This is a genomic window from Oceanicaulis alexandrii DSM 11625 (genome assembly GCF_000420265.1).
Classification (GTDB): Bacteria; Pseudomonadota; Alphaproteobacteria; order Caulobacterales; family Maricaulaceae; genus Oceanicaulis; species Oceanicaulis alexandrii.
In genome coordinates this window covers 2,490,141-2,515,729 of the sequence record NZ_ATUP01000001.1, presented here as the reverse complement: position 1 = coordinate 2,515,729, position 25,589 = coordinate 2,490,141, and the positions used below count along the sequence as shown (strand labels likewise).

Here is a 25,589-nt window from a genome sequence, read left to right as displayed (position 1 = left end):
GCTTACCCCTTCTTCCGCTTGGATTCGCCCAGGCCGATCAACAGGGCCACGCCCAGGCCTGCGGCGAACACCACGAAAACCTCGCCCATGGTGTCAAAACCGCGATAGCTGGCCAGCACGGCGGTGACCACGTTGGGGATGTGGATCTGCTCGGCGGTGAGCTGGACATAGTCCATGCCGACGCCGGTGTTGGCTGGGCTATTGGCGTCGCCATAAACCGGCATGTCGCCCAGCGCGTAAAACAGCGCCACGCCTGCGGCCACCGTCACGGCCAGCGCCGCCAGATGGCGCACCAGCGGCGTCTCGTCCGCCTCGCGTGAGGTCAGAAGCATCGCGCCCAGCAGCAGCACGGTGGAGATGCCTGCGCCCACAGCGGCTTCGGTGAAGCCCACATCCACCGCGTCCAGCGACACGAACCAGGCCGCCGAGATCAGAGAATAGGCGCCGGTCAGCATCACCACCGCGAACAGATTGCGCAGGCGGATCACCGCAATGCCGATGCACAGGAGCATCGCCATGAAGATGTAGTCAAAATACTGGGTGATGTCAGACGCGCTCATGCCGCCCCTCCATCGTCAGAACCGGCATGAGGGCGGTAGCGCGTCAGAAGCGGCTTCAGCCCCGATTTATAGGCGGCGTTGGCCACAGCGTGGGTGGCGGTGGGGCTCGTCAGGAAGACGAACACGCCCAGAAGCGCCAGCTTTACCGTGACCAGAGTGAACCCGCCCTGCACCATCAAGCCGATCACGATCAGCTCGGCGCCCAGCGTGTCGGTGACGCCTGCGGCATGCATGCGGGTGTAGAAATCGGGCAGGCGGATGACGCCGATGGCGCCCGCCAGCACGAACACGGCGCCGGTGATGACGAAAGCGGCCGAGACGATGTCGAGGCCCAGCTCTATCCAGAACGCATAATCCATTAGTGGTCCTCCTCGCCGTCCAGCGCACGTCGAAGCGCCATTTGCGACAGGGCCACGTCCAGCGAGCGATAGCGGAAGAATTTCAGGATCGCGATGGTGGCGATGAAGTTGATCAGCGCATACAGCAGCGCAATGTCGAGGCCGTCGCCGCGGCCCACCATCAGCGAGAACACCGCCAGGAACAGAACGGTCTTGGTGCCGAAAGAGTTCACCGCCAGCACCCGGTCATACAGGGTCGGGCCAATGAACAGGCGGCTGATCATCAGGACCATGGAAATCGCCAGGACGATGGCGATGCCGAAATCGAGAATGGGTGTGATCATGATCCGGCCTCTCCGCGCGGCTTCGCCAGCGCCTTGCGCCCTTCAACCGCTTCGATGGACCGCCGCTCCATGTCGCGGAAGGCGTCCTGGTCAGCGAACTCCTCGGTCAGGGCGTGAACCAGAAAGCCGGTTTCCTCGACTTCAATGGTGACCGTGCCCGGCGTCAGGGTGATGGAGTTGGCGTAGGTGGTGCGCGCCATGTCGGACTTGGCGCTGACCGCCACGCGGGTCATGACCGGCTTGATGTTCAGATCGGGCGCCATGGCGATGCGCACCACGGCGATGTTCGCCTTGAAGATCTCTGCGCCGAGCCAGCTCCAATATTTGAAATATTGCGGCAAGCGGGCGAAGGGAACCGATTCCCCGTCCAGAAGGCCCATGCGCGCGGTCGTGACCAGCGCAACCGTCACCGCCAGCACGCCGAAGCCCACCAGAAGCGGTTTGAACCAATAGCCTGACAATAACAGCCAGAGCACGGACAGTATGACTGCGAGCAAGACGCCGTAGAACAGCCTTGAGGCCACCGATCACCCTCCCTCTTCTCGCCGCCTGCATTGGGCGGCGTTGAGGGGGGTTCTAGACCACCCCTCACCGCGTTTTCCAGCGAAACCGGACACAAATGCTGGAGTTTCTTCAGAAGCGCTCGCCGCGGACCACTTCCACATCGTGCGCATAGATGATGCCGGGATAGCGTGCAAAGAAGGGCTCAGCCTGCTCAAACACCTTCTCGGCGGTCTCGGGCTTCATCACCGACAGCACGATTTTCATCTCTGTGGCGTCCAGCACGTCTTCACGGGTCCAGTCCCCGCCCAGACCGCTGCCCTCTCGGCCTTCAATAACGGTGAAGCCGGTTACGCCGCACTGGCGCAGCAGGTCGATCAGCCGTTTGAGATGGGGCGTCTCGACGATGGCGATGAGTTTTTTACGAACTGTGCGCGCCATGGGTCAGCCTCCGATGAGGGCTTGGGCGACCGCCGTGTAGAGCGGAATGCCGATCGCCAGGTTGAACGGGAAGGTGATGGCCAGAGACAAGGTCAGATAGACCGACGGGTCCGCCTCCGGCAGCGCGATGCGCATGGCCGCAGGCACGGCGATATAGCTGGCCGAACCGCCCAGGATCATCAGCGCCGCCGCATCCCCGGCGCCCATGCCGGTCAACAGCGCCAGTCCCAGGGCCGCCGCTGCGCCGATGGGCGGCATGACGATACCGAACAGCGCGCCGGGAACGCCCAGCTTGCGTGCGCCGGACAGACGTCGCGCGGCCACGATCCCCATATCGAGCAGGAAGAGACACAAAATGCCCTGGAACAAATCCACCACGAACGGCTCGAGCCGCACCATGCCCGGCTCGCCCGAGATCCAGCCGATGAAGAAGGCGCCCATGAGCAGCACGACCGAGCCGTTCAGCGCCACTTCGCGGATCAGCTCGCCGCGCGCGCTGGGGTCCGGCCCCTTGCTCGACGCGCCCGCCAGCAGCAGACCGGTCAGGATCGCCGGGGTCTCCATCAGCGCCAGAACGGCGACCATATGGCCGGAATAAACCAGGCCTGAGAGCTGCAGGAATTCAGATCCCGCCACGAAGGTCACCACCGAGATCGACCCATAGTGCGCCGCGCTGGCCGCAGCGGTCGTGCGGTCAAGCTGGGTGAAGGCGCGCAGCAAACCATACGCGATCAGCGGCATGGCGAAGCTGAGCAAAACGCCCGATCCCGCCGCCAGCAACAATTCGGTCGTCAGCCCCGCCTTGGAGACTTCCACCCCGCCCTTGAAGCCGATCGCCATCATCAGATAGAGCGCCAGCCCCTTGGCCACGGCCTGGGGAATGTTCAGATCAGACCGCAGCACTCCGGCGAGCACGCCCAGAGCGAAAAACAACACGGCCGGCGAAGTCAGGTTCGCGAGTGCGAGGGAAAGAACATCCAACATGGCTGCGACAGCTAGACGCACTCTTGCGCGGGTTCAAGGCTTATCGCGGCATTTGGCGGCGCCGCAGCCCGGCGCCTAATCCCCGCGGGCGCTGCGAGCGATGACCCAGTTCCAATAGCGCAAAACGGTTTGCGCCTTGTCCACGCTCATCGTGTCAAAGACCAAAATCGCCTGTTGCACGCGGTTGAAGGCGTCGGTGCGCCCCGAGCCCTCGATCAGCCCGGTCAGATGCTGGCGCGACAGCCCGGTCGCCTTGGCCAGAATCGCCAGCGGTTCGCCGCCGAAATCATCAATCATGCGATTGAGCAGATCGCGCTGAATATTGGCGAGCACCGCCGCCTCGGCGCGCAACTCCTCGGTGAACCCGATTTGCGAGGCGCGTTCGATCAATCCCTCAAGCGATCCATAAGGCGTCACTTCGGCCGCTTTTCGGTCGCGCTGGCGGCGGTCGATATAAGCCAGCGCCTCCTGAACGGCAGTATCCGGTTCGGCTTCACGCGCCGCCAAAGGAAACACGTCCTCGGCTGCATCCTGAAGGATCTGACGCGATGCGGCGAACCGGTCGAGGATCATGCGGCGCAGATCATGAGAGACGGACCAGAACAGCGCCAGCGCCTGGGCGGGCCGCAATTCAGGACGCCGTATCAACAAGCGCGCGATGACGTCGTGTTCCGCCGCCACCCGCACGATCACTTCCACGGTCTGACTCGCGAGCCGGGCGCCGTCATTGCGCAACAGCGTGGTGATCACGTCCATGTCGCCGCCTGCAGCCAACGCGGCGGCCACGGTCTCTGACACGCTCTCACGACGCGCCAACTCCAGCCTGTGCAATGCGCTCGCCCCCTGGGCGATGTCCATCATGTCAAAATCGGACAGCGCCTGGGAGCGTCGCAACAACGGCTCAGCCACTTCAAAGTCGTCATGGGCGAGCCGGCGCACCAGAGCGCGGGGCGCTTCATTTTGCTGGGCCAAGCGCTTGGACACTTTCGCCCGCAACCCCACATCCGCCGCCCGCAGCAATTCATCCAGCACGTCTGCGACCATCCACCGCTCCTGCGGCGCGATCTGGCTGGAGGGCAGGCAGACAATGTCCGCCAAACGCCGGGTCAAGAGGTCCCGCGCCCGCGGCGTGGCGGGTCGGGGCGGTGCGGGGCTCAGATCTTCCGCCATGGTCGAAATCACATCCTGCTCAGTCTCACCCCAAGATGAGCCCGAGGGCGTTAAGGAAGCGTCGAGATATGCGACGCCTTGCGCCAGGGGCTGAAGTCGCGCAAGGTGCTTAAGACCTTATCAAGTATGTGTCACACATCTTTGCCTTGATCCGCCCGTGGGCCTGATTGCATTTGCCGGGGCCATCCCCGCCCAACCGACAGGTATGCCCGTGGCGTTGAAAAGTCTTCGTAAATTCCGCCGCTTCCAGCGCTTTCCACCTTTCACCGTCTACATGATCGCTGTCGCAGGCTGGTTTTTCAGTTTCGGTCTTCAGACGACGCTGTTTCCCGGCGTGATCAACTATACGCTGAATGAAAGCCCGGACCGGCTGGGGCTCGCGCAGGCGGCGCTGACGGCGCCCATGCTGTTCTTGCTGCCCATGGCGGGCGTGGTGGCCGAGCGTCTTGACCGGCGCTGGGTGATGGGCGGGTTTCACCTTCTGGCTTGCCTGTGCGCCGGATTGATGTCGCTTTTGCTGTTCCAGAACCTGCTCAGCTATTGGGTGATGATCCTTTACGCCCTGCTGGTGGGCGTGGCGGGCGCTTTCGTCATGCCCGCCCGCGACAGCGCGGTGAATGCGGTGACCCGTGTCGCCCAACGACTGGGACGCCGCGATTTCACCTTGCAAAAAGCGGTGATCCTGGCCTCTCTTGTGCAGTTCGCCGCCCAGATCTTCGGCATGGGCGCCGGCGTGCTGGCGGGCCGCCTGGGTCCTGCGCCGCTGTTCGCTGTTCAGGCCGGGGGGCTGGCGATCGGCGCGGGCGCCGCCCTGCTCATGCCGCGCCTGCCGCGGCAGAATACAGGCGGCGAAAGCCTGTGGACCAGCTTGCGCACCGGCGTTCTGGAAGTGGTCCGTTCGCCCATCTTGGCGCCGATGACGCTGATCATGCTGGCGCTGGGCCTGCTGGTGGTGGGCGGCGGCTTCTTCGTCATCATTCCGGTGCTGGTGCGTGATGTGTATGACGGCGGCTACGGCCTGCTCGCGCTCCTGCTCGTCTCTTTCTGGATCGGCGCCTTCATCGCCAATGTTCTGTTGTCTCAAGTGGGCGAGATTGAACGGCCCGGACGCATCCTGATGCTGGCGCAATTGGTGACGGTGGTCTCGATGGGGCTGCTGGCCCTGCCCCTGCCGCTCTACGCGCTCTTCATCCTGGTGTTCAGCTGGGGCCTGGGGGGCGGCGTCGGCATTTCACTGTCGCGCGCCGTGGTGCAGGAGAACGCCCCGCCGCGCATGATTGCGCGGGTGATGAGCGTCTATCAGCTGGGCATGTTCGGCGGCATGCCGCTGGGCGCCTTCGTGATGGGCTATGTGGTGCACGAGATCGGACCGCGTCTGTCGTCCCTGATCCCCATGGCGGGGCTGCTGCTGGTGCTGATCGTGATCGCGCTGACCACGCCGATCCTGTCGCTGCGCCGGGTGCGCTGACGTTTCTTTTCGTCCATTACCGTTGGAAACGCTGGACAGCGCTGCAGGTGCGAGAAACACTGCCCCATCATCTCAATTGGGGAGTCAGGCGCAGCACGCGTCTGGTGCAGGACCATCATGACCTTATCTCATTACGGATCGAAAGCCGCCTTGCTGGCCGGGGCGGCGCTTATTGCGCTTTCAGCCTGCAGCCAGCCCGCTGCGGACAGCGCCGCCACGACGACGGAAAACAGTATGAATGACACCTCCGCCCCCGCTCAGGACCTGATCGCGCGCGCGCTCGAGATTTCAGCGCCGACGCCCGAGCAGCGCCCGGTCGAGATCGAGCAGCTGGGCCGCACCCGCACCGACGAATTCACCTGGCTGCGCGATGACAACTGGCAGGAAGTGATGCGCGATCCCAGCGTGCTGGACGCGGACATCCGCGCGCACCTGGAAGCGGAAAACGCCTATTACAACGAGGTGATGGCGCCGCTCACCGGCCTGGAAGAGCGCCTGTACGGCGAGATGCGCGGCCGCATCAAGGAAGACGATGAATCTCCCGCCTCCCGCGATGGCGACTGGTATTATTATCTGCGCTATCGCGAAGGCGGCCAGTATCCGGTCTTCGCCCGGCGTGCGACCGGCGAGAACGGCGAGATGGCTGGCGAGGAAGTGATCATCCTGGATGGCGACGCCGAAGCGGACGGAATCGAGTATTTCGATCTGGGCTCTGTCCAGCACTCGCCCGATCACCGCTATCTGGCTTATGCGGTGGATACCGCCGGTTCGGAATTCTACCAGATCAAGATTCGCGACCTCGAGACGGGCGAGGACATCGCCACCGTCACCGATGAGGGCTATGGCTCCATGGTCTGGGGCAATGACAGCCGCACCCTGTACTGGGTCTGGCGCGACGACAACAACCGGCCGCGCCGGGTCTATCGTCAGGCGTTCGACTCCGCTGAAGCCGAGCTGATCTACGAAGAAACCGATCCGGGCTATTTCCTGAGCGTCAGCAAGACCGATGGCGACAGCTGGATCGTTCTGGGCGCCGGCGACCACACCACCTCTGAAGCGCGGGTGTTTGACGCCAATGATCCGGCCGCCGAGCCGATCCTGGTGTCAGAACGTGAGCCGGGCGTGGAATATTCGCTGACCGAAGCGGGCGGCCGTCTGTTCGTGCGCACCAATCAGGGCGGCGCTGTGGACTTCCAGATCATGGAAGCGCCGCTGGATGATCCGCGCCGCGAGAACTGGACGTCGCTGATCGAGCACCGCCCCGGCGTGCTGGTGAACGGGTTGATGGGTTTTGAGAACTGGCTGGTCCGGTCCGAGCGTTCAGACGCCCTGCCCCGCATCATCGTGCGCGACTTGCGGTCCGGCGAAGAGCACGAGATCGCGTTTGATGAGGAAGCCTACGCCCTGGGCATGGATGGCGGCTATGAATACGCCACCGACCAGATGCGTTTCTCCTATGAAAGCCCGTCCACCCCGGAAGAGACCTATGACTACGACATGAGCGCGCGTGAGCGCACCCTGATCAAGCGTCAGGAAGTCCCCTCGGGTCACAATGCGGAAGACTTTGTGGTGCGCCGCATCCACGCCACGGCCCGCGACGGCGCCAGCGTGCCGGTGACGATCCTGTATCATCGCGACACCCCGATCGACGGGTCCGCGCCGCTGCTGCTGTACGGCTATGGGTCTTACGGCATCACCATTCCCGCCAGCTTCTCCACCTCGCGCCTCAGCCTGGTGGATCGTGGCATGGTCTACGCCATCGCCCATATCCGTGGCGGCATGTCCAAGGGCTATCAATGGTATCTGGACGGCAAGCTCGACCAGAAAACCAACACGTTCAATGACTTCGTCGACTCGGGCCGCGCCCTGGTCGAAGCAGGCTACACCTCTGAAGGTCAGATGGTCGCCATGGGCGGCTCAGCCGGCGGCCTGCTGGTCGGCGCCGCCATCAACCAGGCGCCCGAGCTGTTCGCCGGCGCCATCGGCGCGGTGCCGTTCGTGGATGTGCTGACCACGATGTCCGATGAAAGCCTGCCGCTGACCCCGCCGGAATGGCCGGAATGGGGCAACCCGATCACCGACCCGGCGGCGTATGACTACATCCTGTCCTACAGCCCCTATGATCAGGTGAGCGCGCAGGATTACCCGCATGTTCTGGCCACAGCGGGCCTCACCGACCCGCGTGTGACCTATTGGGAGCCCGCGAAATGGGCGGCGCGTCTGCGCACCCGCCGCACCGATGACGGCCTGACCCTGATGCGCACCAATATGGGCGCGGGTCATGGCGGCGCGTCTGGCCGGTTTGATTCCCTGCGTGAACGCGCCGAGGAATACGCCTTCGCCCTGATGACGGTGGGCCTGGCCGATCAGGAAGCCGCAGAGGCCGCCTCTGAGGCCTCTGACAGCCCTGAGTAGGCTTCCGCCTCACTGAGAGAACTGAAAACGGCGCGGGAGCTTTCCCCGCGCCGTTTTTTTGTGCTTGATCAGGACTTCACACCGATCCGCGTGTCATGCTGAGCACCGTCATCACCGATCTCGTCCCAGCTCGCTTTCGAGCCTACAAAGATATGGTGGACGACCTTCAACGAGTCCGCGCCGTCGGTTAGAACGCCTGCAGGAATAAAGACCCGGTCCGCGTCATTGTCACCAGGAGCGGGTGAGCCGCAGAACTTGCAAAACGTGCTTTCCCAGTCTGCATCTGGATGACGCCAATAGGTCAATTGATCCTCGCCAGCGAGCCAGTGAAAATCCTCTCGTTTCGCCAGCACCACCGAGATATTCGCCGTTCCTGTATATCGGCGACACAGTGAGCAGTGACACTGGATCACACCCATGACAGGCCCTGTCACTTCAAAGCGCACCGCCCCGCAATTGCATCCGCCCTTCATGCACGCCTCCATGTTCTGACGCCCCGTCCAGGAGAAGCGCATGCAGGCCGCCGAGCGCCTGAAAGCCGGTTTCTCATTGCGCTTAATCCAAGGCGAGGCTCGAACCCTAGCAAGAATACTCTAGGGCCCTAAAGAAAAAGCCCCGGCGCAGAGCGCCGGGGCTTTCAATCAGTCTGTCGTATGAGCTTAGCCTTCAGCGGTCGCCGCTTCGGCTTCGCGCTCGGCTTGAGCCGCCGCCGCTTCGGCGTCGGTCAGGCCTGCTTCACGGATCTGCTCACCATAGACATTGTAGTACGGCTCACAGCGCTCCGGGATGGATTCAAACCGCACGCGGCCTTCATCATCCACAGAACCGGTCAGAACGATCTGACGGCGCTCTGCGTCCAGGGTCAGGCGGCATTCGTCGATGACGATCTGCTCCTGTTGCACCCGGCGACGCTCTTCGCCATCAATCTGAGCGGTGATCCAGCGAATCCAGCCATTGGAGGCCGTACGGCTCGAAGGATAGCGCGCCCCTTCACGGAACGCCTGGATCGCACCCTGACGTTCGCCCTGACGGAAGCGCGCCGTGCCCAGCAATTCCCAGGCTTTGCCGGTATCGCTGAGGCCGCCGCGATCCAGAGCCGTGACCAGGGCCGCTTCCGCAGCGCCAAAGTCATTGAGCTGGAAGTTCGCTTCGGCCAGACGCAGGGCGGTTTCACCATCGCCTTGCAGCTGAGACAAACGTTCGAGCACCGGGATCGCCCGTTCGAACTCGGACGCCTGACGCCACATATTGGCCAGAAGCTCGAGATTGCGCTGGGTCACTTCCACGCGGCCCGCATTCATCTCGCGCTCCAGAATGGACGCGCCGCGGAACGGGTTTTCAAAGAAGCTGTAATACTGAACCAGACGGATCAGCTCGTTTTCTTCCTGGAAAAGACCGTTCAGATACATCAGCTTGTTAGCTTCAAACGCACTGTTGGCGTCATCTTCTTGCGCATAGAGCGCAATCAAATTCTGCCAGGCCTGACGTGCGCCCGGAAACGCGGACAGATACTCCCGAACCACCCGCAATTGATCACTGGTGCGATCAAGTTGCTGATAGAAATAGAACATCAGGTTGAAGTCCTGCTCGTTCTTTTGGGGCGTATTGTTGTAATAGATTTCCGCATAGCGAACGCCATCGGAAATCCGGTCCGCCTGCAGATACGCTTGCGCCACGGTCTTGGAGAAGTTCGGCGTCAACTCGGCGCCAGCCGAGATGGCCAGCTCGAACTGACGGATCGCCTCGTCCACATTTTCCTGAACCAGATAGAGCTGACCCAGGGCCGTGCGGATCGCAATCTCTTCATCCGTGGTGGTCGCGCCGGTCGCCAGCGCCGCGCCGAAGTCGCGGATGGCGAGATCGAGGCGATCCTCGGTGAAGTACGCGCGAGCGCGCAGCTGCAACACCACAAACCGCTCATACGGCGTGAGGTTATCTCGAGCCGCAAGCTCGTTCATGATCCGCAGCACACAGGCGTTATCGTCCACGTCCTGACACTCTTGCGAGGCGAGCACTTGCTCACCGACCGCAGAGCTCAGAACACGGCCTTCAGCCTGTTGGTCCTCGTTATCACGACGGCGCTGCGCTTCTGACGGCGCTGCAATCGCGATGGCCAGGAGGCCGGAAATGGCGACGACGCCCAGTGTCCGGACCAAGCTGGCGGGGTTGAAAGTCTCATTCAGAGTCATTGTCACTCTCCCGGTGTGGGCGCTGCCCGCTCACGCATGAGCGAGAAGCGCCGCACTGCCTAGTCAGCCAGCTGGTAGTCGAGAGACGTTTGCACGCCCCGACGCCAGACCGCGTTGCCGTTTTCGATCCTGGGTTCATACCGCCAGCGTTCCACGGCCCGGATGCTGGAGCGTTCAAACAGGGAGCTGGTGCAATCCAGCGCCACAATGTTCGTCGGCGTCCCATCCGGCGTCACGTCAAACTGCATCAGGCAGCTGCCTTCCACGCCGCGCTCAGCCGCCCGGGGCGGATATTGCGGCGGGATGCGCACCATCGGCTGGGCGTCACGGTCGGAAACGTCAAAGCTGACATCCCCGCTGCCCAGATCCGGCGCGTCAAACTCAGGAATCTCACCAGCGATGGTGTTCATGTCCTCAGCCGGAGCCTCAGCCACTTGCCGCTCGATCTGGGGCGGCGGGGGCGGAGGTTCGACCTCGTTCACGTCATCCATGGTGACTTCACGCTGACGGACTGAAAGATCTTCCACTTCCTCGGAAATAGAGATCGCCAGTTCATCCCGCGCCGGTTCCAGCTCGACTTCGTCAGTCAGGATCAGGCGCTGCATCAGCATGAACAGCAGGAAGGTGATCACGGCGGCGATGGGTACGCCGACGAGAAGACGGATTATACTAGCCATCGCGTCCCCCTATCCTTCCTCGGTTGAGATTTTGACGGGAATGTCCATGTCCATCAGCAATTCCTGGACATCGAGAACCGTCCCCGCCGGCGCACCACTATCACCCTGGATCATGGCTTCGGCGCGGGGGTTCTCCTCCCGGAGCTGTTCGAACGCGTTACGAAGCTGCGCGAGCTCGTAAACATTTCCGTCCACATAGATTTCGTCATTGGCCGTCACGGCCACGAGCAGGGTCGGTTTCTCACGGTCCTGAATTTGGGTTTCAGGTCGCAGGATCTCGACGCCCGGCTCCTTAACGAACACGGCTGTCACAATGAAGAAGATGAGCAGGATGAACACGACGTCGAGCATCGGCGTCATGTCCAGCTGGACTTCTTCGTCATCTTGCAGCACGCGGCTTTGTCGGCGAGCCATTGGCTTGTCTCCTCTCCCGGTCCGTTATCCCTCGCCGCCTTCGGCGCGAGTGATTGAAACGGGAATGCTGTTCGCCTTCATCTCATCCCAGATCAGGACGATCGTGCCGTGCCGGGCTTCGTCGGCCACTTCGATCAGCACCGCGGAATCAGGCTGTTCGGCCCGAATGCGCGACACTGCCGCCAGCACACGAAGTTCACTGGTGGGATCCTGGTTGACGAAGACCTGATTGCGGTCGTTCACCTGGACCAGAATAACCGGGTTCGGCTCGGTGTCCTGATTATCCGACGGGGGCGGGGGACGCATATCAATCCCCTGCTCCTGCAGGAAGGTCGCCGTGACGATGAAGAAGATGAGCAGGATGAAGACGATATCCAGCATCGGCGTCATATCGACGTCAGCGTTATCGCTTCCGCGTTTGACTTTTCTACGCATGGCCTAGTCCACCTCCAGCTCGTCTGCGAGTTCATGGACCTTCTGTTTGGCCATGCGCTCGATCTGGTTGGAGAAAAGCAGTCCGGACAAGGAAGCGACCATGCCCGCCATGGTCGGGATGGTGGCGCGAGCCACCCCCGCCGACATGGCGCGAGCATCGGACGAACCGGAGATCGACATGACGTCGAACACCGAGATCATCCCGGTCACTGTGCCCAGCAGACCAAAGAGAGGAGCGACCGCGACAAGCGTCTTGATCAGTTCCACATTCTGGTCGGCCTTGGCCTTCACTTCGCTAATGAGCTGATCCCGGATGGCGTGAGCGTTCCAGGTGTGGTGGTCGCTACGTGCGCCCCACTCCTGCCGCGCCCGGTCCGCCGCACCTTTGTGCGCGAAACCGAAATACGCCATGCGTTCCAGGATGAACGCCCACATCACGAAGGTCAGGGCCATGATCCAGGTCAGGATCGGACCACCGCGTTCCAGGAATTCCTGGAGACCTGTGAGGGCGCCTGAGATATCCATAGGTCTGTTTCCTTAACCTGCGGATTTCTCTTCGGCGTGACGGGCGATGATGCCTGCCGCTTGTTCTTCCAGAGCACTCTGGGCGCCGCGCGCGAAGCTTGCAGCGAACGAGTGGATGAACAAGAGCGGGATCGCCGCGATCAGACCGGACACCGTCGTCACCAGGGCTTCGGAAATACCGCCTGCCATGATGGTCGGGTCGCCGGTGCCGAAGAGCGTGATTTGGGTGAAGGTCCGGATCATGCCGGTCACAGTGCCCAGCAGGCCGAGCAGCGGAGCGACGCCAGCCGCCAGCTTCAGGAAGTTCAGACCAAACTCGAACTTCGGAGTTTCGCGAAGAATGGCTTCGTCGATCTTCAGTTCGATGGTTTCGGTCGGACGGTTTTTCACTTCCTCATAGGCCAGCATCACGCGGCCCAGCGGGTTGGAGCTGGATGCGGTCGAACGACGCTTCTGAGCGTTGATCGCCGAGTTCACCAGCAGCAGGCTCACCAGACGGAACAGACCAAAGGCCGCCGAGAAGATCAGCAGAGCTGCGATGATTTTCGCAACGATGCCGCCTTGTTCAAAGCGCTCGGACAGGCTCGGCACGTCACGATAGATGCGCAGCAGACCGCCACGGGACGGATCGACCGGACCGGAGACGATTTCGCCCGGCTCGGCGTTGATCAGGTTGGAGGCAGCGCTCAGCAGACGGGCCGGGGGCTGACGCTCCAGGTTCGCCAGACGATAGCCGGCTGCCGCGTTGTTCTCGTCAGAGGTCCACTGCACGAAGAGCGGGCCGCCGTCATTCGCCATGGCGATGAACGGACCGACGCGGGTCACGGGGACCGGGTTGCCTTCGTTCAGACCCAGCACGCGAGCGTTGAAGGTCGTGACTTCAGCCTGGCCTTCCATTTCGTTGATCATGGTCTGCCAGATGGCGTCCAGCTCGTAACGCTCCGGCAGGGTGCGGCTCTGGGCCAGTTCCTGCAGAGGCTGAGCGCGGCCCGGATACTGGGCGGACACCATGGAGGATTCGATGATCGAACCGAATTCGCCAGCCGTCTGACGCGCGGCGCCGAACAGCTCGCCGAAGGCGCCTTGCGCTTCGCGAAGCTCGGCGTCGAGCTCGGCGATTTGCTGGTCATTGGCGTCAAACTGAGCCTGCAGACGCTCGGACTGGGCTTCCAGGGAAGCCAGTTCGTTGCGGGCCTGGCTCAGCAGCGCGGACTGACGGTCACGCTCGGAGCGGAACTCCTGCAGACGACGCTGATTTTCCGCAGCGGCGTCGCGGCTGTCCTGACGGACGCGCTCAAGCAGCTGGGAAATGGATGAGACCGGTTCGCGGTCGGCTTGTGCGAAGGCCGGAGCCGACGCCGCACCGGCGATCAGCGAGACGGCCGCAATCGAGGTAAGAATGCGTTTCATTGTTTTGCTCTCCCGTCTCACATTAACCCGCGGTCGGGCCCGGCAGCGGGGCCTCGAACACTTCCGGGGTGGTCACTTCGTTCGCGATCCGGAAGGCGCGCTGAACGTTGGACGACATGGACGACGGAACCGGACGCCAGGTCTGGTTGTCGTGCGTCATGATGGCCAGATCGCCGCCAATCTGACGGATCAGAGCCACGCGGCCGATCTGCAGGATGTTGGCTTCCTGGGGAACGCCGTCGACCAGAACTTCTTCCGAATAGGCGTTCAGCGAACGACCGTAGGAAGATTCAATCTCGAAGGCGTTCAGCAGCAGACGATATTTCTCAGCCGGGGAGACAGCCGCCTCGCCCAGAACTTCACGAATATTGTCCAGACGCTGGGTGCGCTGATCGATGCGGAACGGCATGTCGGCCGCGATGAAGTCTTCCAGCGCGTTGAACATTTCCAGCATCATCGGCGCGAGATCGCGTTCGATGTTGCCCACACGCTCGAGTTGGCTTTGCAGACCGGTCAGCTCGTTTTCCTGCGAGCGCAGGAACACGTTCTGTTGCGCGATGAAGACGCGCTGGGATTCGATCTGTTCGCGAACCGCCAGGTATTCGCGTTCCGCGTTGTCGGCGGCGTCCGCCAGATCGTTGATCTGATCTTGAGCGCGAGCGCCTTCCTGAGTGGACTGACGCGCCACTTCAAGCGCCCGGTCGAGCTGCGCATGCGCAGCGCCCGCAACGACGAGCGCGGCGGCGCTCGCCGCAAGCGTCGTGCGGATTCCTTTGAACGTCATGGACATATTTTGCCTCACAGTAGCCGGCGCGATCACAATGACTGCGCGCTCCGTTTCCCTCGCTTTATCGGTGCACCGATCGTCTCCGCGACGGTATCGGCCCCCCAAAAACACAAATACCGCGGCGCACCGCGCGATGACCCTTGATCGCCAAGGGCCAATAATAAGTAAACGAGACCGACATCAGCGATGTCGCCCTCCGCTTGTTACGCGGCGTGGTCCGCCGTCTCTATAGTTTGGATGAACGCTAGCACCGGCTGAGTTCGCCGATCAACCGCTCAAACACGACCGCGCCCGCCTCGGGCCGATGGTGTTGAGCTTTCTAAAGACGAAGCATCATCGTTTTACGACGACGCCAGACATTACCGCATCGTCAGAAATACCCTGTGAATCAAGGGTGATTTAGCGTCAGCTCCGCCTCGCGCTCCAGACGCGATGACGCGACTGAAAAGCTTTTGCGATTAACTGCAATTGATCGAGATAGAGACGTTAACAGAGCGCACGTGGCGCCAAGGCCACGCCGTTTCACGCTGAAACAGCGTGTTATACTTACATATCTGATCTGAAAAGTATGGCTGGGGCGCCAGGATTCGAACCTGGGAATGGCGGTACCAAAAACCGCTGCCTTACCACTTGGCGACGCCCCAACCGGGTGACCACTTGGTCACGGGCCGCGGTAATTAGCCCGGCCCGACGCAGGATGCAACGCCCTGTGCTGCACTTTCGTCAGCTGCATTCCAGCTGTGAAGATGTCATTGCCTTTTTCAACGCCTTCGGTCTATAAGCCCGCCCTCGGTTCGGAGTATAGCTCAGCCTGGTAGAGCACTGTCTTCGGGAGGCAGGGGTCGCAGGTTCAAATCCTGCTACTCCGACCAGTTATTCCCGCCCTGTTTACAGGACATGCGCGCCCTCCTTCCGGAAGGCGCGTTTTTGTTGGTCGGAACGCCATCCGAGTCGCTTCCGCGCCACACTCATGCGCGAACCGCCAGCCGCCAGACAACCAGATATCGACCCGCCACGCCGCGCCCCTTAAGACATTGTTAGGGTTCAAGGGGGTGCGCGGCGACGTCGCGCGAAGCGTATGAAACAATTCTGGCTGACATTTTTCGGGTCCATCGCCGGCGTGATCGCTGGTGCGATTCTCTGCATCGTGTTCGTGATCTTCCTGATCGGCGGACTGATCGGCGCGGCTCTGGAGACCGCGGCGCGCTCAGACGCGCCGCCTCTGACAGGCAACGCCATGGTGCTGGAGCTGGATCTCAGAACACCGCGCCTGGACCAGCCCTCCGCCTCGCCCTTCGCCTTCGCCGAACCGCTGTCCATCGTAGAATTGTCGCAGGCGCTGGAGCGCGCCCGCACGGATTCGCGCGTGGCCGCCGTCTTCGTGCGCGCCAACACCCTCAGCCTGCCCGCCGCACAGGCGGAACAGATTCACACCCTTCTGGCTCGCATCTCTGACGCCGGCAAACCCGTCATCGCCCATGCGCAAGGGTTCGAGGGCGGCTCTGTGCTGCCGTATTTCGCGGTGGGCGGCGCGGACGAGATCTGGATGCAGGACAGCGCCAGCTTCACGGCCGTGGGCCTGAGCGTTGAAACCCTGTTTCTGGGCGGAATGTTCGAACAGTTCGGCGTGCAGCCGCAATTTGTCCAGTTTCATGAATTCAAGAACGCCGCCGACACCTTCACCCGGACCGGCTATACCGACGCCCATCGCGAGGCCACATTAAGCTGGCTGGGCTCGATCCATGACACGGCGCTCGCCGCCCTCGCCCGGTCCCGTGACATCGAGCCGGAGCGGTTGCGCGCGCTTGTGGAGGCGGGCCCCTATTCTGCCGAGCAGGCGCTCGATCTGGGCCTGGTCGACCGACTGGGCCATGTGGCCGCCGCCCGTCAGAGCGTGCTGGACCGCGCCGGCCCGAATGCGCGGATCGTGGACATCGCCCTGTATCATAAAGGGCCCGTGAGCCCGCCTCCCTCACAAGCCCCCGTGATCGCCCTGGTTGAAGCGCAGGGCGGCATCGTCACAGGCGCATCCGAGGCGGGACTGGGCAGCGGCCCGCTTGTCGGCGGCGATACGCTGGCGGACGCCATCGACGCCGCCGCCAGCGACAGCGCCGTTCGCGCCATCATCCTGCGCATCGACTCGCCTGGCGGGTCCGCCATCGCCTCCGACCAGATCTGGGATGCGGTGATGCGCGCGCGCCAGGCGGGCAAGCCCGTCATCGCCTCGATGGGGGCGACTGCAGCATCGGGCGGGTATTACATCGCCGCCCCCGCGGACCGGATCATCGCCCAGGCCACCACCCTGACCGGTTCGATCGGGATGTATGGCGGCAAGCTTGTGGCCGATGAGGCTCTGGGCCGTTTGGGGCTCAATCTTGATCCGCTTCATGTGGGGGGCGAGTATGCGCTGGCTCAGTCAGCCGCGCAGCCCTGGACCGAGACGCAGGCCGCCGATTTCGCCCGCCTGGCCGAAGACGTGTATGAGGATTTCACCCTCAAGGTCGCTGAAGGCCGCGATCTGCCGCTGGCGCGCATCCAGCAAATCGCGCGTGGCCGGGTCTGGACGGGGGCGCAGGCGCTGGAGCTGGGCCTGGTAGACGAACTGGGCGGGTTTGACGCCGCCCTCGCCTCGGCGCGCGCAATGGCGGGGCTGAGCGACAGCCAGCGCATCCGGCTGCAGCGCTTCCCGGCGCGTCCTGAAGGGCTTGAGGCTTTGCAGGCGCTGTTCGGCGTCAGCCTGGACACCGTGCACAGCGCGCAAGTGCTGAACCAGCTGCTGGAAACGCCCGAAGCTCAGGCGCTGTTGCGCCAGCAGGCGCGGTTACGCGCTGAAGGGGCAGATCTGACGGCGCCTGCCGAACAGCCGCGCTAGCCGATAACCGCGCCGAGCAGGAAGACGGCGAACAGGCCCAGCATCAGCACGAAGCCGTAAAGCACGCTCAGGGTCAGCGTGCGCACGACGGACTGGAACCGGCCGCGCTCGTAGACCTTGCGATGCAGCTTGTAGAGATAGACGTTGGAATAGACGATCATCGCCAGGGTCGCCCAACCCGCGCCGATCAGCAGGCTCGCCTTGCTCAGGATCGCCATGGACAGAAACAACGCCGCGTGAAAATGCAGCGAGACGATCATATGGTCATAGAGATAAAAGCCGCGCCGCCACACATAGACCAGGCCCAGCAGCAAGGCGTAGACCGGCACCATGGCGAACATGACCCGCGGGACCCAGTCCGCCGCCGATTCCAGCCAATCGCCCGGATCGTCCGCCACATGAGCGAACCGCTCCCCCAGATAGCGACGCATCTGCAACGGCCAGATCGTTTGCGGCGCAGGCTCGCCGAAATCCTCAGGCGCAAAGAACTGACGAATATTATTCCCCGAGACATTCCCCTGTAAGGGACCAAAGTCCGAGGTCTCGCCATCCGGCGTCGCTATAACTCCGGTTAGAAATGGATTGGCGACGCTTGTCTCGGCAACGGGCGCTTCCAGCTTGTCCGCGACGCCCGTCTCAGGCGCCTCGGCGACCGGCAAGCTGAAGTCTGCTGCGGCGACCTTGTCAGGATTGATCGCCGCCTCTGATCCTTGAAGCCTTTTCGGGCCCAGAGGCGTCAGGTGAAAGACCGCACCGGAATCGGTATCTGTGACCAGCGTGTTTTGCGACTCGGACTCACGCCCGGTGGTGAAGCCAATGCGTTCCAGAGCCTGCAGAGCGTACTCGGCGTCCTCTTCGGTCATGGTCCCGGAAGCGACCTGCTCCTCGATCTCCAGACGAGCCGCGGACAGGTCGATGCCATCGGGTTGGTAATTGCCCCAGCCGTCCTGCATGTCGTTGGCCATGCCGCCGAGATTGCCGCTAAGCGGAACCAGCAAGAAGAACAACAGCGACGCGATGATGTAGAGGCGGAAAGGCGGCATATACCGCATCCGCTTGCCCTTCAGGAAGGCGCGCGTGACGCGTCCCGGAAACAGCAAGAGGGCCGGAAGGGTGCGGGCCACCCGCCCGTCCAGCGCGAACAACCCTTCGATGACTTCTGAAAACAGGCCATGGACGGGACGATGGTATTCATCATCCACCTGCCCGCACATATGGCAGACCGGGCCTTCGAGCTTGGTCTCGCAATTGGCGCAGACGCCTTCAGGCGTATCCGCCCGCAGAACGGCCGGGCGCGAGGGCTTGCGACGTGTTGATCCCCGGCCCGCCGCCACGCCCATCGCAATGGCGTGATCTGTGACGGCTTGCGCCGCGGGATCAAAATTATCGCTCACCCTCGCCCCCGTCAGCTCATGATCAGTCGGTCTCGGCCAGGCACAGATAACGCGTGCGGTGAATGTGGGTCAGGTTGTCTTCCCAACCGGTCACCGCCGGATTCACCAGCGCCTTGTTCACGTAATAGACCAGCGGCATGTAAGGGCTGTCATCGAGCAGAATCTGCTCGGCGTCCGACAGCAGGTCGCCGCGTTCTTCCGCATCCAGCGTCCGGTTCGCCTGTTCAACCAGCGCGTCATATTCCGGATTGGACCAGCGCGAATAGTTCATGGGCACAGAGTCAGATTCGCCCAGGAACAGGAAGTTGTAGGCGTCATTGTAATCGCCGATCCAGCCGCCATCGCCGAGCGAGAAATCGCCCGCGCGCAAATTGGCGTAATGGATCTGGGTTTCGATGCCGACAATTTCAGGCTGCACCCAGTCTGCGATCAGCGACCAGTCCTGCTGCACCACCGGCGCCACGCGCGGGTTATCGCCCGTGGTGCGGTGGGAATATTCAAACCGCAGCGGGTTGTCAGGGCCATAGCCGGCCTCGATCAGCATTTCACGCGCCATCTCACGACGCTCTTCCACCGGGACATCCTCCCAGGTGACGCGCGCATCGCTGGGATAGGCGTTCACGCCCGGCGGCACGAAGCTGTAGGCCGGGATCTGGCCGGCGCGCAGGATATCGGTGGCGATGAATTCACGGTCCACCGCCATGGACAGGGCGTTGCGCACGCGCGGATCGTCAAATGGCGCTTCGGTGGTGTTGAAGGCGAAATAGACGATGCCGAGATACGGGTGCACCCGCACATAGTCGGGAATTTCACGGCGCAGGAAGTCGAGGTTCTGACCGGCGAAGTCGACATTCAGATCCAGCTCGCCATTGCGCACCCGGCGCTCGGCGGCGGGATTGTCCACGGTGGGATAGTAGAACACTTCGTCCACGCAGACATTCTCATTGTCCCAGAACAGCTCATTGCGTTCGGTCAGGACAAAGTCGTTCGCCCGCCAGTTCACCAGCGTGTAAGGGCCGTTGGTGACGATGTTCTGCGGCTGGACCCAGGCGTCGCCATATTGCTCCACCACATGCTGAGGCACGGGGAAGGTGGTGTAATGGGTCAGAAGGCCGGGCAGATACGGCGCCGGGAATTCCAGATCGATGCGCAAGGTCCGCTCGTCGATCGCCGTGACGCCCAGCTCTTCAGGCGGCAACTCGCCGGCGTTGACCTGGCGCGCATTGCGGATCGGATAGAGCAGCGAGGCGTAATTCGCCAGCGTCGCCGGATCCATGATGCGGCGGAAAGCGAATTCGAAATCTTCAGCCGTCACCGGCTCGCCATCACTCCACACCGCATCGCGCAAGGTGAAGGTCCAGCTCAGACCATCATCCGTGACGCTCCAATCGGTCGCCATGCCCGGGATCGGTTCGGCCTCAGCGTTCTCGGTGAACAGACCGATGAACATGTCGCCGATAATGTTGTTTTCCCAAGTGCCCGACGCCTTGTGCGGATCCAGGGTCAGCGGTTCAGCCCCGTTCCCGCGATGCAGAACCACACTGTCGCTATCGGCGCTGTCGCCGCCGCCCCCGCACGCTGTCAGCGCCAGCGCCGATGCGCTGGCGGCGAGAAGAAGGCTTAGTCGTCGAGTGATGGTCATTATGATCAGGCTCCCCAGTGATCGGTTATCGCTTCTACGAGCTATTTCTGGCGTCTCACATCATCATCTCTCATAAATGATGGTGAGCCTACCGCCTTACCCGGATTATTCACCGGGTGATGAAAGCGTTATGGTTGACGTGGCCTTAATTTCCTAGGGAAATGGGTGAGAATTCAAGTAAAAATCGGACATATGACATGCAACTGAGATCCCTTGCGGCTGCAATAGCGGTGTTGGCGGCGAGCGCGCCCGCCCTGGCGCAGGAGGCGCAAAGCGAGTCAGACACGCTCAATCGTTTGCTGGCCTGCCGCGCCTTGAGCGATGACGCGGCCCGTCTGGCCTGTCAGGACGAGCATCTGAACACTTTTGCGCAAGCGACCGAGACAGGCCGCATCGTGGTGGTCGAGCGTCGCGCCTTGCGCGAAGTGGAGCGCGAGAGTTTCGGGCTGAACCTGCCGAGCGTCGGACGTCTGGGCGGGCTGTTGCGCCGTCGTGATTCTGAAGAGGCGGCGACCGCAGTGGCCGAAGTTGAAACGCTCGAGGACGGCTCCACCGCGACCTATAACGCCAGCGGATCGCTCGACAGCCTTGTGGGCGTTCCGGTGTCGGAAGTGTCCATGCGGGGCGGCAAGCTGCGTATCACCCTGGCCAATGGACAGATCTGGGCTCAGACCGATTCCACCCGTCTGCCCCGCATCTCGAGCCGCGCCGTGCGCGACGGGCTGACGGCGGATATCGAAAGCGGCGTACTGGGCGCCCACTTCATGAGCCTGAGCAATAGCCAAAGGCGGCGTTTCCGCGCCGAACGCGTGGAATAAAGCGACCCATCGGCAAAGAAAAAGCGGCGCTGGGTCAGCGCCGCTTTTTTGTGTCCGCCGTCAGGGCCTCTAGCGGTCCTTGGGGTCGATGGCGTCGCGCAGACCGTCGCCGATAAAGTTGAAGCAGAACAGGGTCAGCATCATGGTCAGCGCCGGGAAGATCAGCGTCCAGGGCGCGATCTCCATGTCGCGCGCGCCGTTGGAGATGAGATTGCCCAGCGAGGTCAGCGGTTCCTGCACCCCGAGCCCCAGGAAGCTCAGGAAGCTTTCCGCCAGGATCACCACCGGAATGGTCAGCGTCACATAGACCACCACCGGCCCCAGCACATTGGGCACGATATGGCGGCGGATGATCGAGAGTTGCGACACGCCGGCGGCATGGGCGGCCTCAACGAATTCCATGTTCTTCAGCGAGATGGTCTGCCCGCGCACGATGCGCGCCATGGTCAGCCATTCCACCGCCCCGATGGCGACGAAGATCAAGATGATGTTCCGGCCGAACACCACCATCAGGATAATGACGAAGAAGATGAAGGGCAGCGAGTAGAGAACGTCCACGACCCGCATCATCAGCTGGTCGATCCGCCCGCCCAGAAAACCGGCCACAGCGCCCCAGGTTACCCCGATGATCAGGGAGACGAAGGTCGCCACCACGCCCACCATCAAGGACATGCGCAAGCCCACCAGAACCCGTGCGAACAGGTCGCGGCCCTGGGCGTCCGTGCCGAAAATGTGCAGGTCGGTGAAAGTCGGCGCGATCTGCACCTTGTCGCGATAGATGAAAGTGCTGTCGTGCACCCACAGGAGCGGGCCGATCAGGGCCAGGAAGACCAGAAGTCCCAGCACGATCAGGCTGGCCACGGCGGCCTTGTTGCGCAACAGGCGCGTGCGCGCATCATCCCAGAGCGAGCGACCCTTGACGGCGCTCTGCTCCATGAGCTCGGCTTTTTCTTGCGGCGTGGAGGTCAGAACCATCAGTCGAACTTCACTTTTGGATTGAGCACGGCGTACAGCAGATCCGCGATCAGATTGAGCGCGATGATCAGGCCGGCGTACAGGATCACCACGCCCATCACGACGGTATAGTCGCGCTGGAGCGCCGCGAACACGAATTGCCGCCCGACGCCCGGCAGGGAAAAGACCTGCTCGATGACGATGGAGCCGGTCAGCAGAGCGGCGGTGGCCGGGCCGAGATAGCTGACCAGCGGCAGGATCGCGGCGCGCAGGGCGTGCCGGCTGATCACGGCGAACGGGCTCAGCCCCTTGGCGCGCGCGGTGCGGATGAAGTTGGAGCGGATCACCTCGATCATGCTCGCCCGCATCAGGCGCGAGATGATGGCGATCTGCGGCAGCGCCAGAGTGATCACCGGCAGGATCATGCGCTCCACGGTCATGCCGTGTCGCGGATCAAGCCCCCCTGAGGGCAGCCAACCCAGATAGATCCCGATCACCAGCGCCAGAATCGGCCCCACCACAAAGGGCGGGATGACGATCCCCACTGTGGCGAACCCGACCACTCCGTAATCCACCGCTGTATTTTGCCTGAGCGCGGCGATCGATCCCAATATGGTCCCGATGAACACCGCAAGCCCCATGGACAACAGGCCCACAGTGGCGGAGACCGGAAAGCCTTCGGCGATGATCTGGGAGACGGTCTTGTCGCGGAATTTCAGCGACGGGCCGAGATCGAATTGCGCCAGGTCGACCAGATAGTCGAGATACTGCTTGGGCACCGGCTGGTCCATGCCATAGCTCGCCAGCAGGTTCTGGCGGGTCTGTTCAGGCATGGGACGTTCCAGATCAAACGGCCCGCCAGGGGCGAAGCGCATCATGAAAAACGCCAGCGTGATGATCACCAGCAGTGTGGGGATCGCGACGAGTATGCGGCGGGCGATATAACCGATCATGGGACGCTTTTTGACATCTGGATGAGGTCCGCTTTGTGAGGGCTACACAGTACAGGATCAAGGACGACCCGCAGTGAGCCCCAAATTGGACGTGAATTCAACAAGTTCTAGGTGCGCTGTTTCAAAATCGGTCAGTCTTTGTCCGGACTTTGAGCGCGTTCAGCGTGCATCTCTGGAGTGATATCTACACCCGCATGAACCGGAGCTGAGCGCTGCATGACAGTCTGCGGCTGTGTCGGCGCGCCACTCAGGCCCGCTTTCAGACACCCGATCAGCACCGCCGCCATCAGCAGTAATCTGACACGTCGGCTGACAAAGACGCTGGCCGCGTTCAGTCGAGTCATGACGCTCCCCTTGCTGGCGTACACGAATGTGTGACGCAAAAAGCGCGCCGCTGTGATCGAGCGTGAATTGCGCATCAGCAGGGGGCGGGTATCGTGTCACCGTATCAAGGATGGGCGAAACAATGACGACGACCGCGTGGTGGCGCGATTTCCAGCTGGAGGGCAATGTGGTGCAGGTCCGCAAGACCGGCGCGCGCATTCCCATTGATTTCGACATCATAAGCGAAACCCTGACCTGGATGGGCTATCACGCGCGTATCGAATTGGAACGGCGGCGCATCCGATCTGACGGGCCGCGCATCTGGTTCACGCCCGACCGTCCGCGCCCCTGGTATCTGATCTGGCCGGTGGTCCAGCTGGCGGGTCTTCGGATCGCCAGCCGCCCCGAAGACGCGGATCTGTGCTTCAGCTTCGAGGACGTGACGACGGTGGCTCCGCCCCGCCAGCACGCCGGTCTTCACCTCAACGCCGTCTGTGCCGACACCTCCAAATCAGAAGTCGCGCGTGTCTTTGAGCAGGTCAGCGGCCGGGCTCTGGCGGTCGACCCGCAAACCTGGACGGCTGAGATGGTCGCCAAGTCCGAGTTGAACGGCGCCCATGACGGCCGGATTCTGACCGGCCCGGTCCAGCCTGACGCCGGGATCGCCTATCAGCGCCTGATTGATAACTGCGCCGATGATGGCTGTGTCGAGGATTTGCGTTGTCCCACGGTGAATGGCGAAATCAGCGTGGTGTTCCTGAAACGCCGCCCGCTCGGCGACCGGTTCGCCAACCACAACACAGAAGTGCGCTTGCTGGACCCCGACACGGTGTTCAGCGCCGAGGAGCGCGCGCTGATCCGCAACTTCTGCCGCGCCATGGCGCTCGACTGGGGCGGGCTGGACGTGCTGCGCGACCGGCGGACGGGCGAAATCTGGATCGTTGATGTGAACAAGACCGATATGGGGCCGCCGATCGCGCTGCCCCTGAAAGACCAAATGACCGCGACCCGCAAACTGGCGCACGCCTTGCGCGCCTATGTGGACGTCCGCCTGACCCCTGTGGAGACTTCGTCATGAGCGCCATCCCCTTCGTCCGCGAGTTCGACTTCGAATACGGGCGCTGTGATCAGATGAGCCCGCGCATCCGCCGGGTGATCGCGCCCAATCCGGGCAGTTTCACCTTCACGGGCACCGGCGTGTTCATCATCGGGACAGGCGAAGTGGCGGTGCTGGACCCCGGCCCCGCCCTGCCTGAACACGAAGCCGCGCTGGACGCCGCGCTCGAGGGCGAACGGGTCAGCCATGTCCTGGTCACCCATCATCATCTGGACCACTCCCCCCTCGCCCACACGCTGGCGCAGAAGCATGACTGTAAGGTCTATGGCCGCATGCCGCGGGTGACCGAGCCTGAAGGCGGCGAGGTTCGCATGGAAGCGGGCGATGATCTGGGCTTCCAGCCCGATGTCCAGATTGAGGACGGCGCGGTGTTTGAGGGACCGGACTGGACGCTGACCGCGCTTCACACGCCCGGCCACACCTCCAACCATGTGTGCTATGCGCTCCGGCAGGAGAACGCCATGTTCTCAGGCGATCATGTGATGGGCTGGTCCACATCGGTCGTCAGCCCGCCGGACGGGTCCATGAGCGATTACCTGGCGCAGCTCAAACGCGTTCATGCGATGAAATTCGCCACGATCTGGCCCACCCACGGCCCCCAGATTACAGAACCCGACCCGTTCCTGGAGGCCTATATCGCCCATCGCGAAAACCGCGAGGCGCAAGTGCTGGCCCAGCTTCAGAACGGTCGGGAAACCATCAAGGACATGGTCGCGGTGATGTACGCGGACGTGGACAAGCGCCTGCACCCGGCCGCCGCCCATTCCGTTCTGGCGCACATGATCCATCTGGTGGAGCAGGGCAAGGCCGTGTGCGAGGGCGCGCCCGGGCTCGACACCCGCTACACCCTCGCCTGA

The 25,589-nt window shown here is 62.7% G+C and carries 26 protein-coding genes and 2 tRNA genes; 7 read left to right on the top strand and 21 right to left on the bottom strand.

Features of this window, described 5'->3' with window-relative positions:
* Positions 1-2: 2 nt before the first annotated feature.
* From G405_RS0112080 to G405_RS0112050, 7 genes are all read right to left on the bottom strand, one after another.
* Positions 3-560, bottom strand: a complete 558-nt coding sequence (locus tag G405_RS0112080; RefSeq protein ID WP_022701787.1) for a DUF4040 domain-containing protein — start codon at positions 558-560, stop codon at positions 3-5.
* Positions 557-919 (bottom strand): monovalent cation/H(+) antiporter subunit G, encoded by a 363-nt coding sequence (gene mnhG / locus G405_RS0112075; RefSeq protein WP_022701786.1) that lies wholly within the window; start codon positions 917-919, stop codon positions 557-559. Before mnhG ends, G405_RS0112080 begins: the two co-directional genes overlap by 4 nt.
* Complete coding sequence (locus tag G405_RS0112070) at positions 919-1,242, bottom strand: monovalent cation/H+ antiporter complex subunit F (protein ID WP_022701785.1); 324 nt, start codon at positions 1,240-1,242, stop codon at positions 919-921. The genes mnhG and G405_RS0112070 overlap by 1 nt, the downstream gene beginning before the upstream one ends.
* The gene (locus G405_RS0112065) at positions 1,239-1,766 is read right to left on the bottom strand and encodes a Na+/H+ antiporter subunit E (protein WP_022701784.1); all 528 of its coding nucleotides are present in this window, start codon (positions 1,764-1,766) and stop codon (positions 1,239-1,241) included. The genes G405_RS0112070 and G405_RS0112065 overlap by 4 nt, the downstream gene beginning before the upstream one ends.
* 109 nt (positions 1,767-1,875) lie before the next feature.
* A complete protein-coding gene (locus G405_RS0112060; RefSeq protein WP_028284779.1) occupies positions 1,876-2,184 on the bottom strand; it encodes a DUF190 domain-containing protein in 309 nt (102 codons plus the stop codon).
* A gap of 3 nt (positions 2,185-2,187) precedes the next feature.
* Positions 2,188-3,168 carry a sodium-dependent bicarbonate transport family permease gene (locus G405_RS0112055; protein WP_022701783.1) on the bottom strand — a complete coding sequence of 327 codons (981 nt, stop codon included), beginning with the start codon at positions 3,166-3,168 and terminating at the stop codon, positions 2,188-2,190.
* A 75-nt stretch (positions 3,169-3,243) separates the two neighbouring features.
* Positions 3,244-4,338, bottom strand: coding sequence for a DUF2336 domain-containing protein (locus G405_RS0112050; RefSeq protein ID WP_022701782.1), 1,095 nt, complete (start codon positions 4,336-4,338; stop codon positions 3,244-3,246).
* 211 nt (positions 4,339-4,549) lie between these two features.
* Between G405_RS0112050 and G405_RS0112045 the strand changes: the two genes are divergently transcribed.
* Together G405_RS0112045 and G405_RS0112040 are read left to right on the top strand one after the other, a co-directional pair.
* On the top strand, positions 4,550-5,806 hold the full coding sequence (locus G405_RS0112045; protein ID WP_028284778.1) for an MFS transporter: 1,257 nt from the start codon (positions 4,550-4,552) through the stop codon (positions 5,804-5,806).
* A gap of 117 nt (positions 5,807-5,923) precedes the next feature.
* Complete coding sequence (locus G405_RS0112040) at positions 5,924-8,221, top strand: S9 family peptidase (protein WP_022701780.1); 2,298 nt, start codon at positions 5,924-5,926, stop codon at positions 8,219-8,221.
* 68 nt (positions 8,222-8,289) lie between these two features.
* Here the strand turns inward: G405_RS0112040 and G405_RS0112035 are convergent, their stop codons facing one another.
* The 9 genes from G405_RS0112035 to G405_RS0111995 form a co-directional block, all read right to left on the bottom strand.
* A complete protein-coding gene (locus G405_RS0112035; protein WP_022701779.1) occupies positions 8,290-8,736 on the bottom strand; it encodes a GFA family protein in 447 nt (148 codons plus the stop codon).
* 144 nt (positions 8,737-8,880) lie between these two features.
* The gene (locus G405_RS0112030) at positions 8,881-10,410 is read right to left on the bottom strand and encodes a tetratricopeptide repeat protein (RefSeq protein WP_022701778.1); all 1,530 of its coding nucleotides are present in this window, start codon (positions 10,408-10,410) and stop codon (positions 8,881-8,883) included.
* A gap of 59 nt (positions 10,411-10,469) precedes the next feature.
* Positions 10,470-11,087 carry an energy transducer TonB gene (locus G405_RS0112025; RefSeq protein WP_022701777.1) on the bottom strand — a complete coding sequence of 206 codons (618 nt, stop codon included), beginning with the start codon at positions 11,085-11,087 and terminating at the stop codon, positions 10,470-10,472.
* A gap of 9 nt (positions 11,088-11,096) precedes the next feature.
* On the bottom strand, positions 11,097-11,501 hold the full coding sequence (locus tag G405_RS0112020; protein WP_022701776.1) for an ExbD/TolR family protein: 405 nt from the start codon (positions 11,499-11,501) through the stop codon (positions 11,097-11,099).
* Positions 11,502-11,525: 24 nt separating this feature from the next.
* Positions 11,526-11,936 carry an ExbD/TolR family protein gene (locus G405_RS0112015; RefSeq protein WP_022701775.1) on the bottom strand — a complete coding sequence of 137 codons (411 nt, stop codon included), beginning with the start codon at positions 11,934-11,936 and terminating at the stop codon, positions 11,526-11,528.
* Between the two features lie 3 nt (positions 11,937-11,939).
* Complete coding sequence (locus tag G405_RS0112010) at positions 11,940-12,461, bottom strand: MotA/TolQ/ExbB proton channel family protein (protein ID WP_022701774.1); 522 nt, start codon at positions 12,459-12,461, stop codon at positions 11,940-11,942.
* 12 nt (positions 12,462-12,473) lie between these two features.
* Positions 12,474-13,871: a MotA/TolQ/ExbB proton channel family protein gene (locus G405_RS0112005; protein ID WP_022701773.1), complete on the bottom strand. Its 1,398-nt coding sequence runs from the start codon at positions 13,869-13,871 to the stop codon at positions 12,474-12,476.
* A gap of 22 nt (positions 13,872-13,893) precedes the next feature.
* Positions 13,894-14,655, bottom strand: coding sequence for a DUF3450 domain-containing protein (locus G405_RS0112000; protein ID WP_233346033.1), 762 nt, complete (start codon positions 14,653-14,655; stop codon positions 13,894-13,896).
* A 572-nt stretch (positions 14,656-15,227) separates the two neighbouring features.
* Positions 15,228-15,302: transfer RNA gene (locus tag G405_RS0111995), tRNA-Gln, on the bottom strand.
* Between the two features lie 151 nt (positions 15,303-15,453).
* Here G405_RS0111995 and G405_RS0111985 point away from each other — a divergent pair.
* Positions 15,454-15,530 (top strand) — tRNA-Pro (locus tag G405_RS0111985).
* A gap of 206 nt (positions 15,531-15,736) precedes the next feature.
* A complete protein-coding gene (locus tag G405_RS0111980; protein ID WP_022701771.1) occupies positions 15,737-17,530 on the top strand; it encodes a S49 family peptidase in 1,794 nt (597 codons plus the stop codon).
* Here G405_RS0111980 and G405_RS0111975 read toward each other — a convergent pair.
* Positions 17,527-18,924 (bottom strand): DUF3667 domain-containing protein, encoded by a 1,398-nt coding sequence (locus G405_RS0111975; RefSeq protein WP_022701770.1) that lies wholly within the window; start codon positions 18,922-18,924, stop codon positions 17,527-17,529. The genes G405_RS0111980 and G405_RS0111975 overlap by 4 nt on opposite strands.
* 22 nt (positions 18,925-18,946) lie before the next feature.
* Complete coding sequence (locus G405_RS0111970) at positions 18,947-20,566, bottom strand: peptide ABC transporter substrate-binding protein (protein WP_022701769.1); 1,620 nt, start codon at positions 20,564-20,566, stop codon at positions 18,947-18,949.
* Positions 20,567-20,763: 197 nt separating this feature from the next.
* On the opposite strand from G405_RS0111970, the gene G405_RS16640 reads away from it, so the two are divergent.
* Positions 20,764-21,384, top strand: coding sequence for a hypothetical protein (locus G405_RS16640; RefSeq protein ID WP_022701768.1), 621 nt, complete (start codon positions 20,764-20,766; stop codon positions 21,382-21,384).
* 69 nt (positions 21,385-21,453) lie between these two features.
* On the opposite strand, the gene G405_RS0111960 is transcribed toward G405_RS16640, so the two are convergent.
* The 3 genes from G405_RS0111960 to G405_RS0111950 form a co-directional block, all read right to left on the bottom strand.
* Complete coding sequence (locus G405_RS0111960; protein ID WP_022701767.1) at positions 21,454-22,359, bottom strand: ABC transporter permease subunit; 906 nt, start codon at positions 22,357-22,359, stop codon at positions 21,454-21,456.
* Positions 22,359-23,291: an ABC transporter permease gene (locus G405_RS0111955; protein ID WP_022701766.1), complete on the bottom strand. Its 933-nt coding sequence runs from the start codon at positions 23,289-23,291 to the stop codon at positions 22,359-22,361. Before G405_RS0111955 ends, G405_RS0111960 begins: the two co-directional genes overlap by 1 nt.
* Positions 23,292-23,422: 131 nt before the next feature.
* Positions 23,423-23,635 carry a hypothetical protein gene (locus G405_RS0111950; RefSeq protein WP_156861495.1) on the bottom strand — a complete coding sequence of 71 codons (213 nt, stop codon included), beginning with the start codon at positions 23,633-23,635 and terminating at the stop codon, positions 23,423-23,425.
* Between the two features lie 122 nt (positions 23,636-23,757).
* Between G405_RS0111950 and G405_RS0111945 the strand changes: the two genes are divergently transcribed.
* Together G405_RS0111945 and G405_RS0111940 are read left to right on the top strand one after the other, a co-directional pair.
* Positions 23,758-24,693, top strand: a complete 936-nt coding sequence (locus G405_RS0111945) for an ATP-grasp domain-containing protein (RefSeq protein ID WP_028284775.1) — start codon at positions 23,758-23,760, stop codon at positions 24,691-24,693.
* Positions 24,690-25,589: an MBL fold metallo-hydrolase gene (locus G405_RS0111940; RefSeq protein WP_022701763.1), complete on the top strand. Its 900-nt coding sequence runs from the start codon at positions 24,690-24,692 to the stop codon at positions 25,587-25,589. Before G405_RS0111945 ends, G405_RS0111940 begins: the two co-directional genes overlap by 4 nt.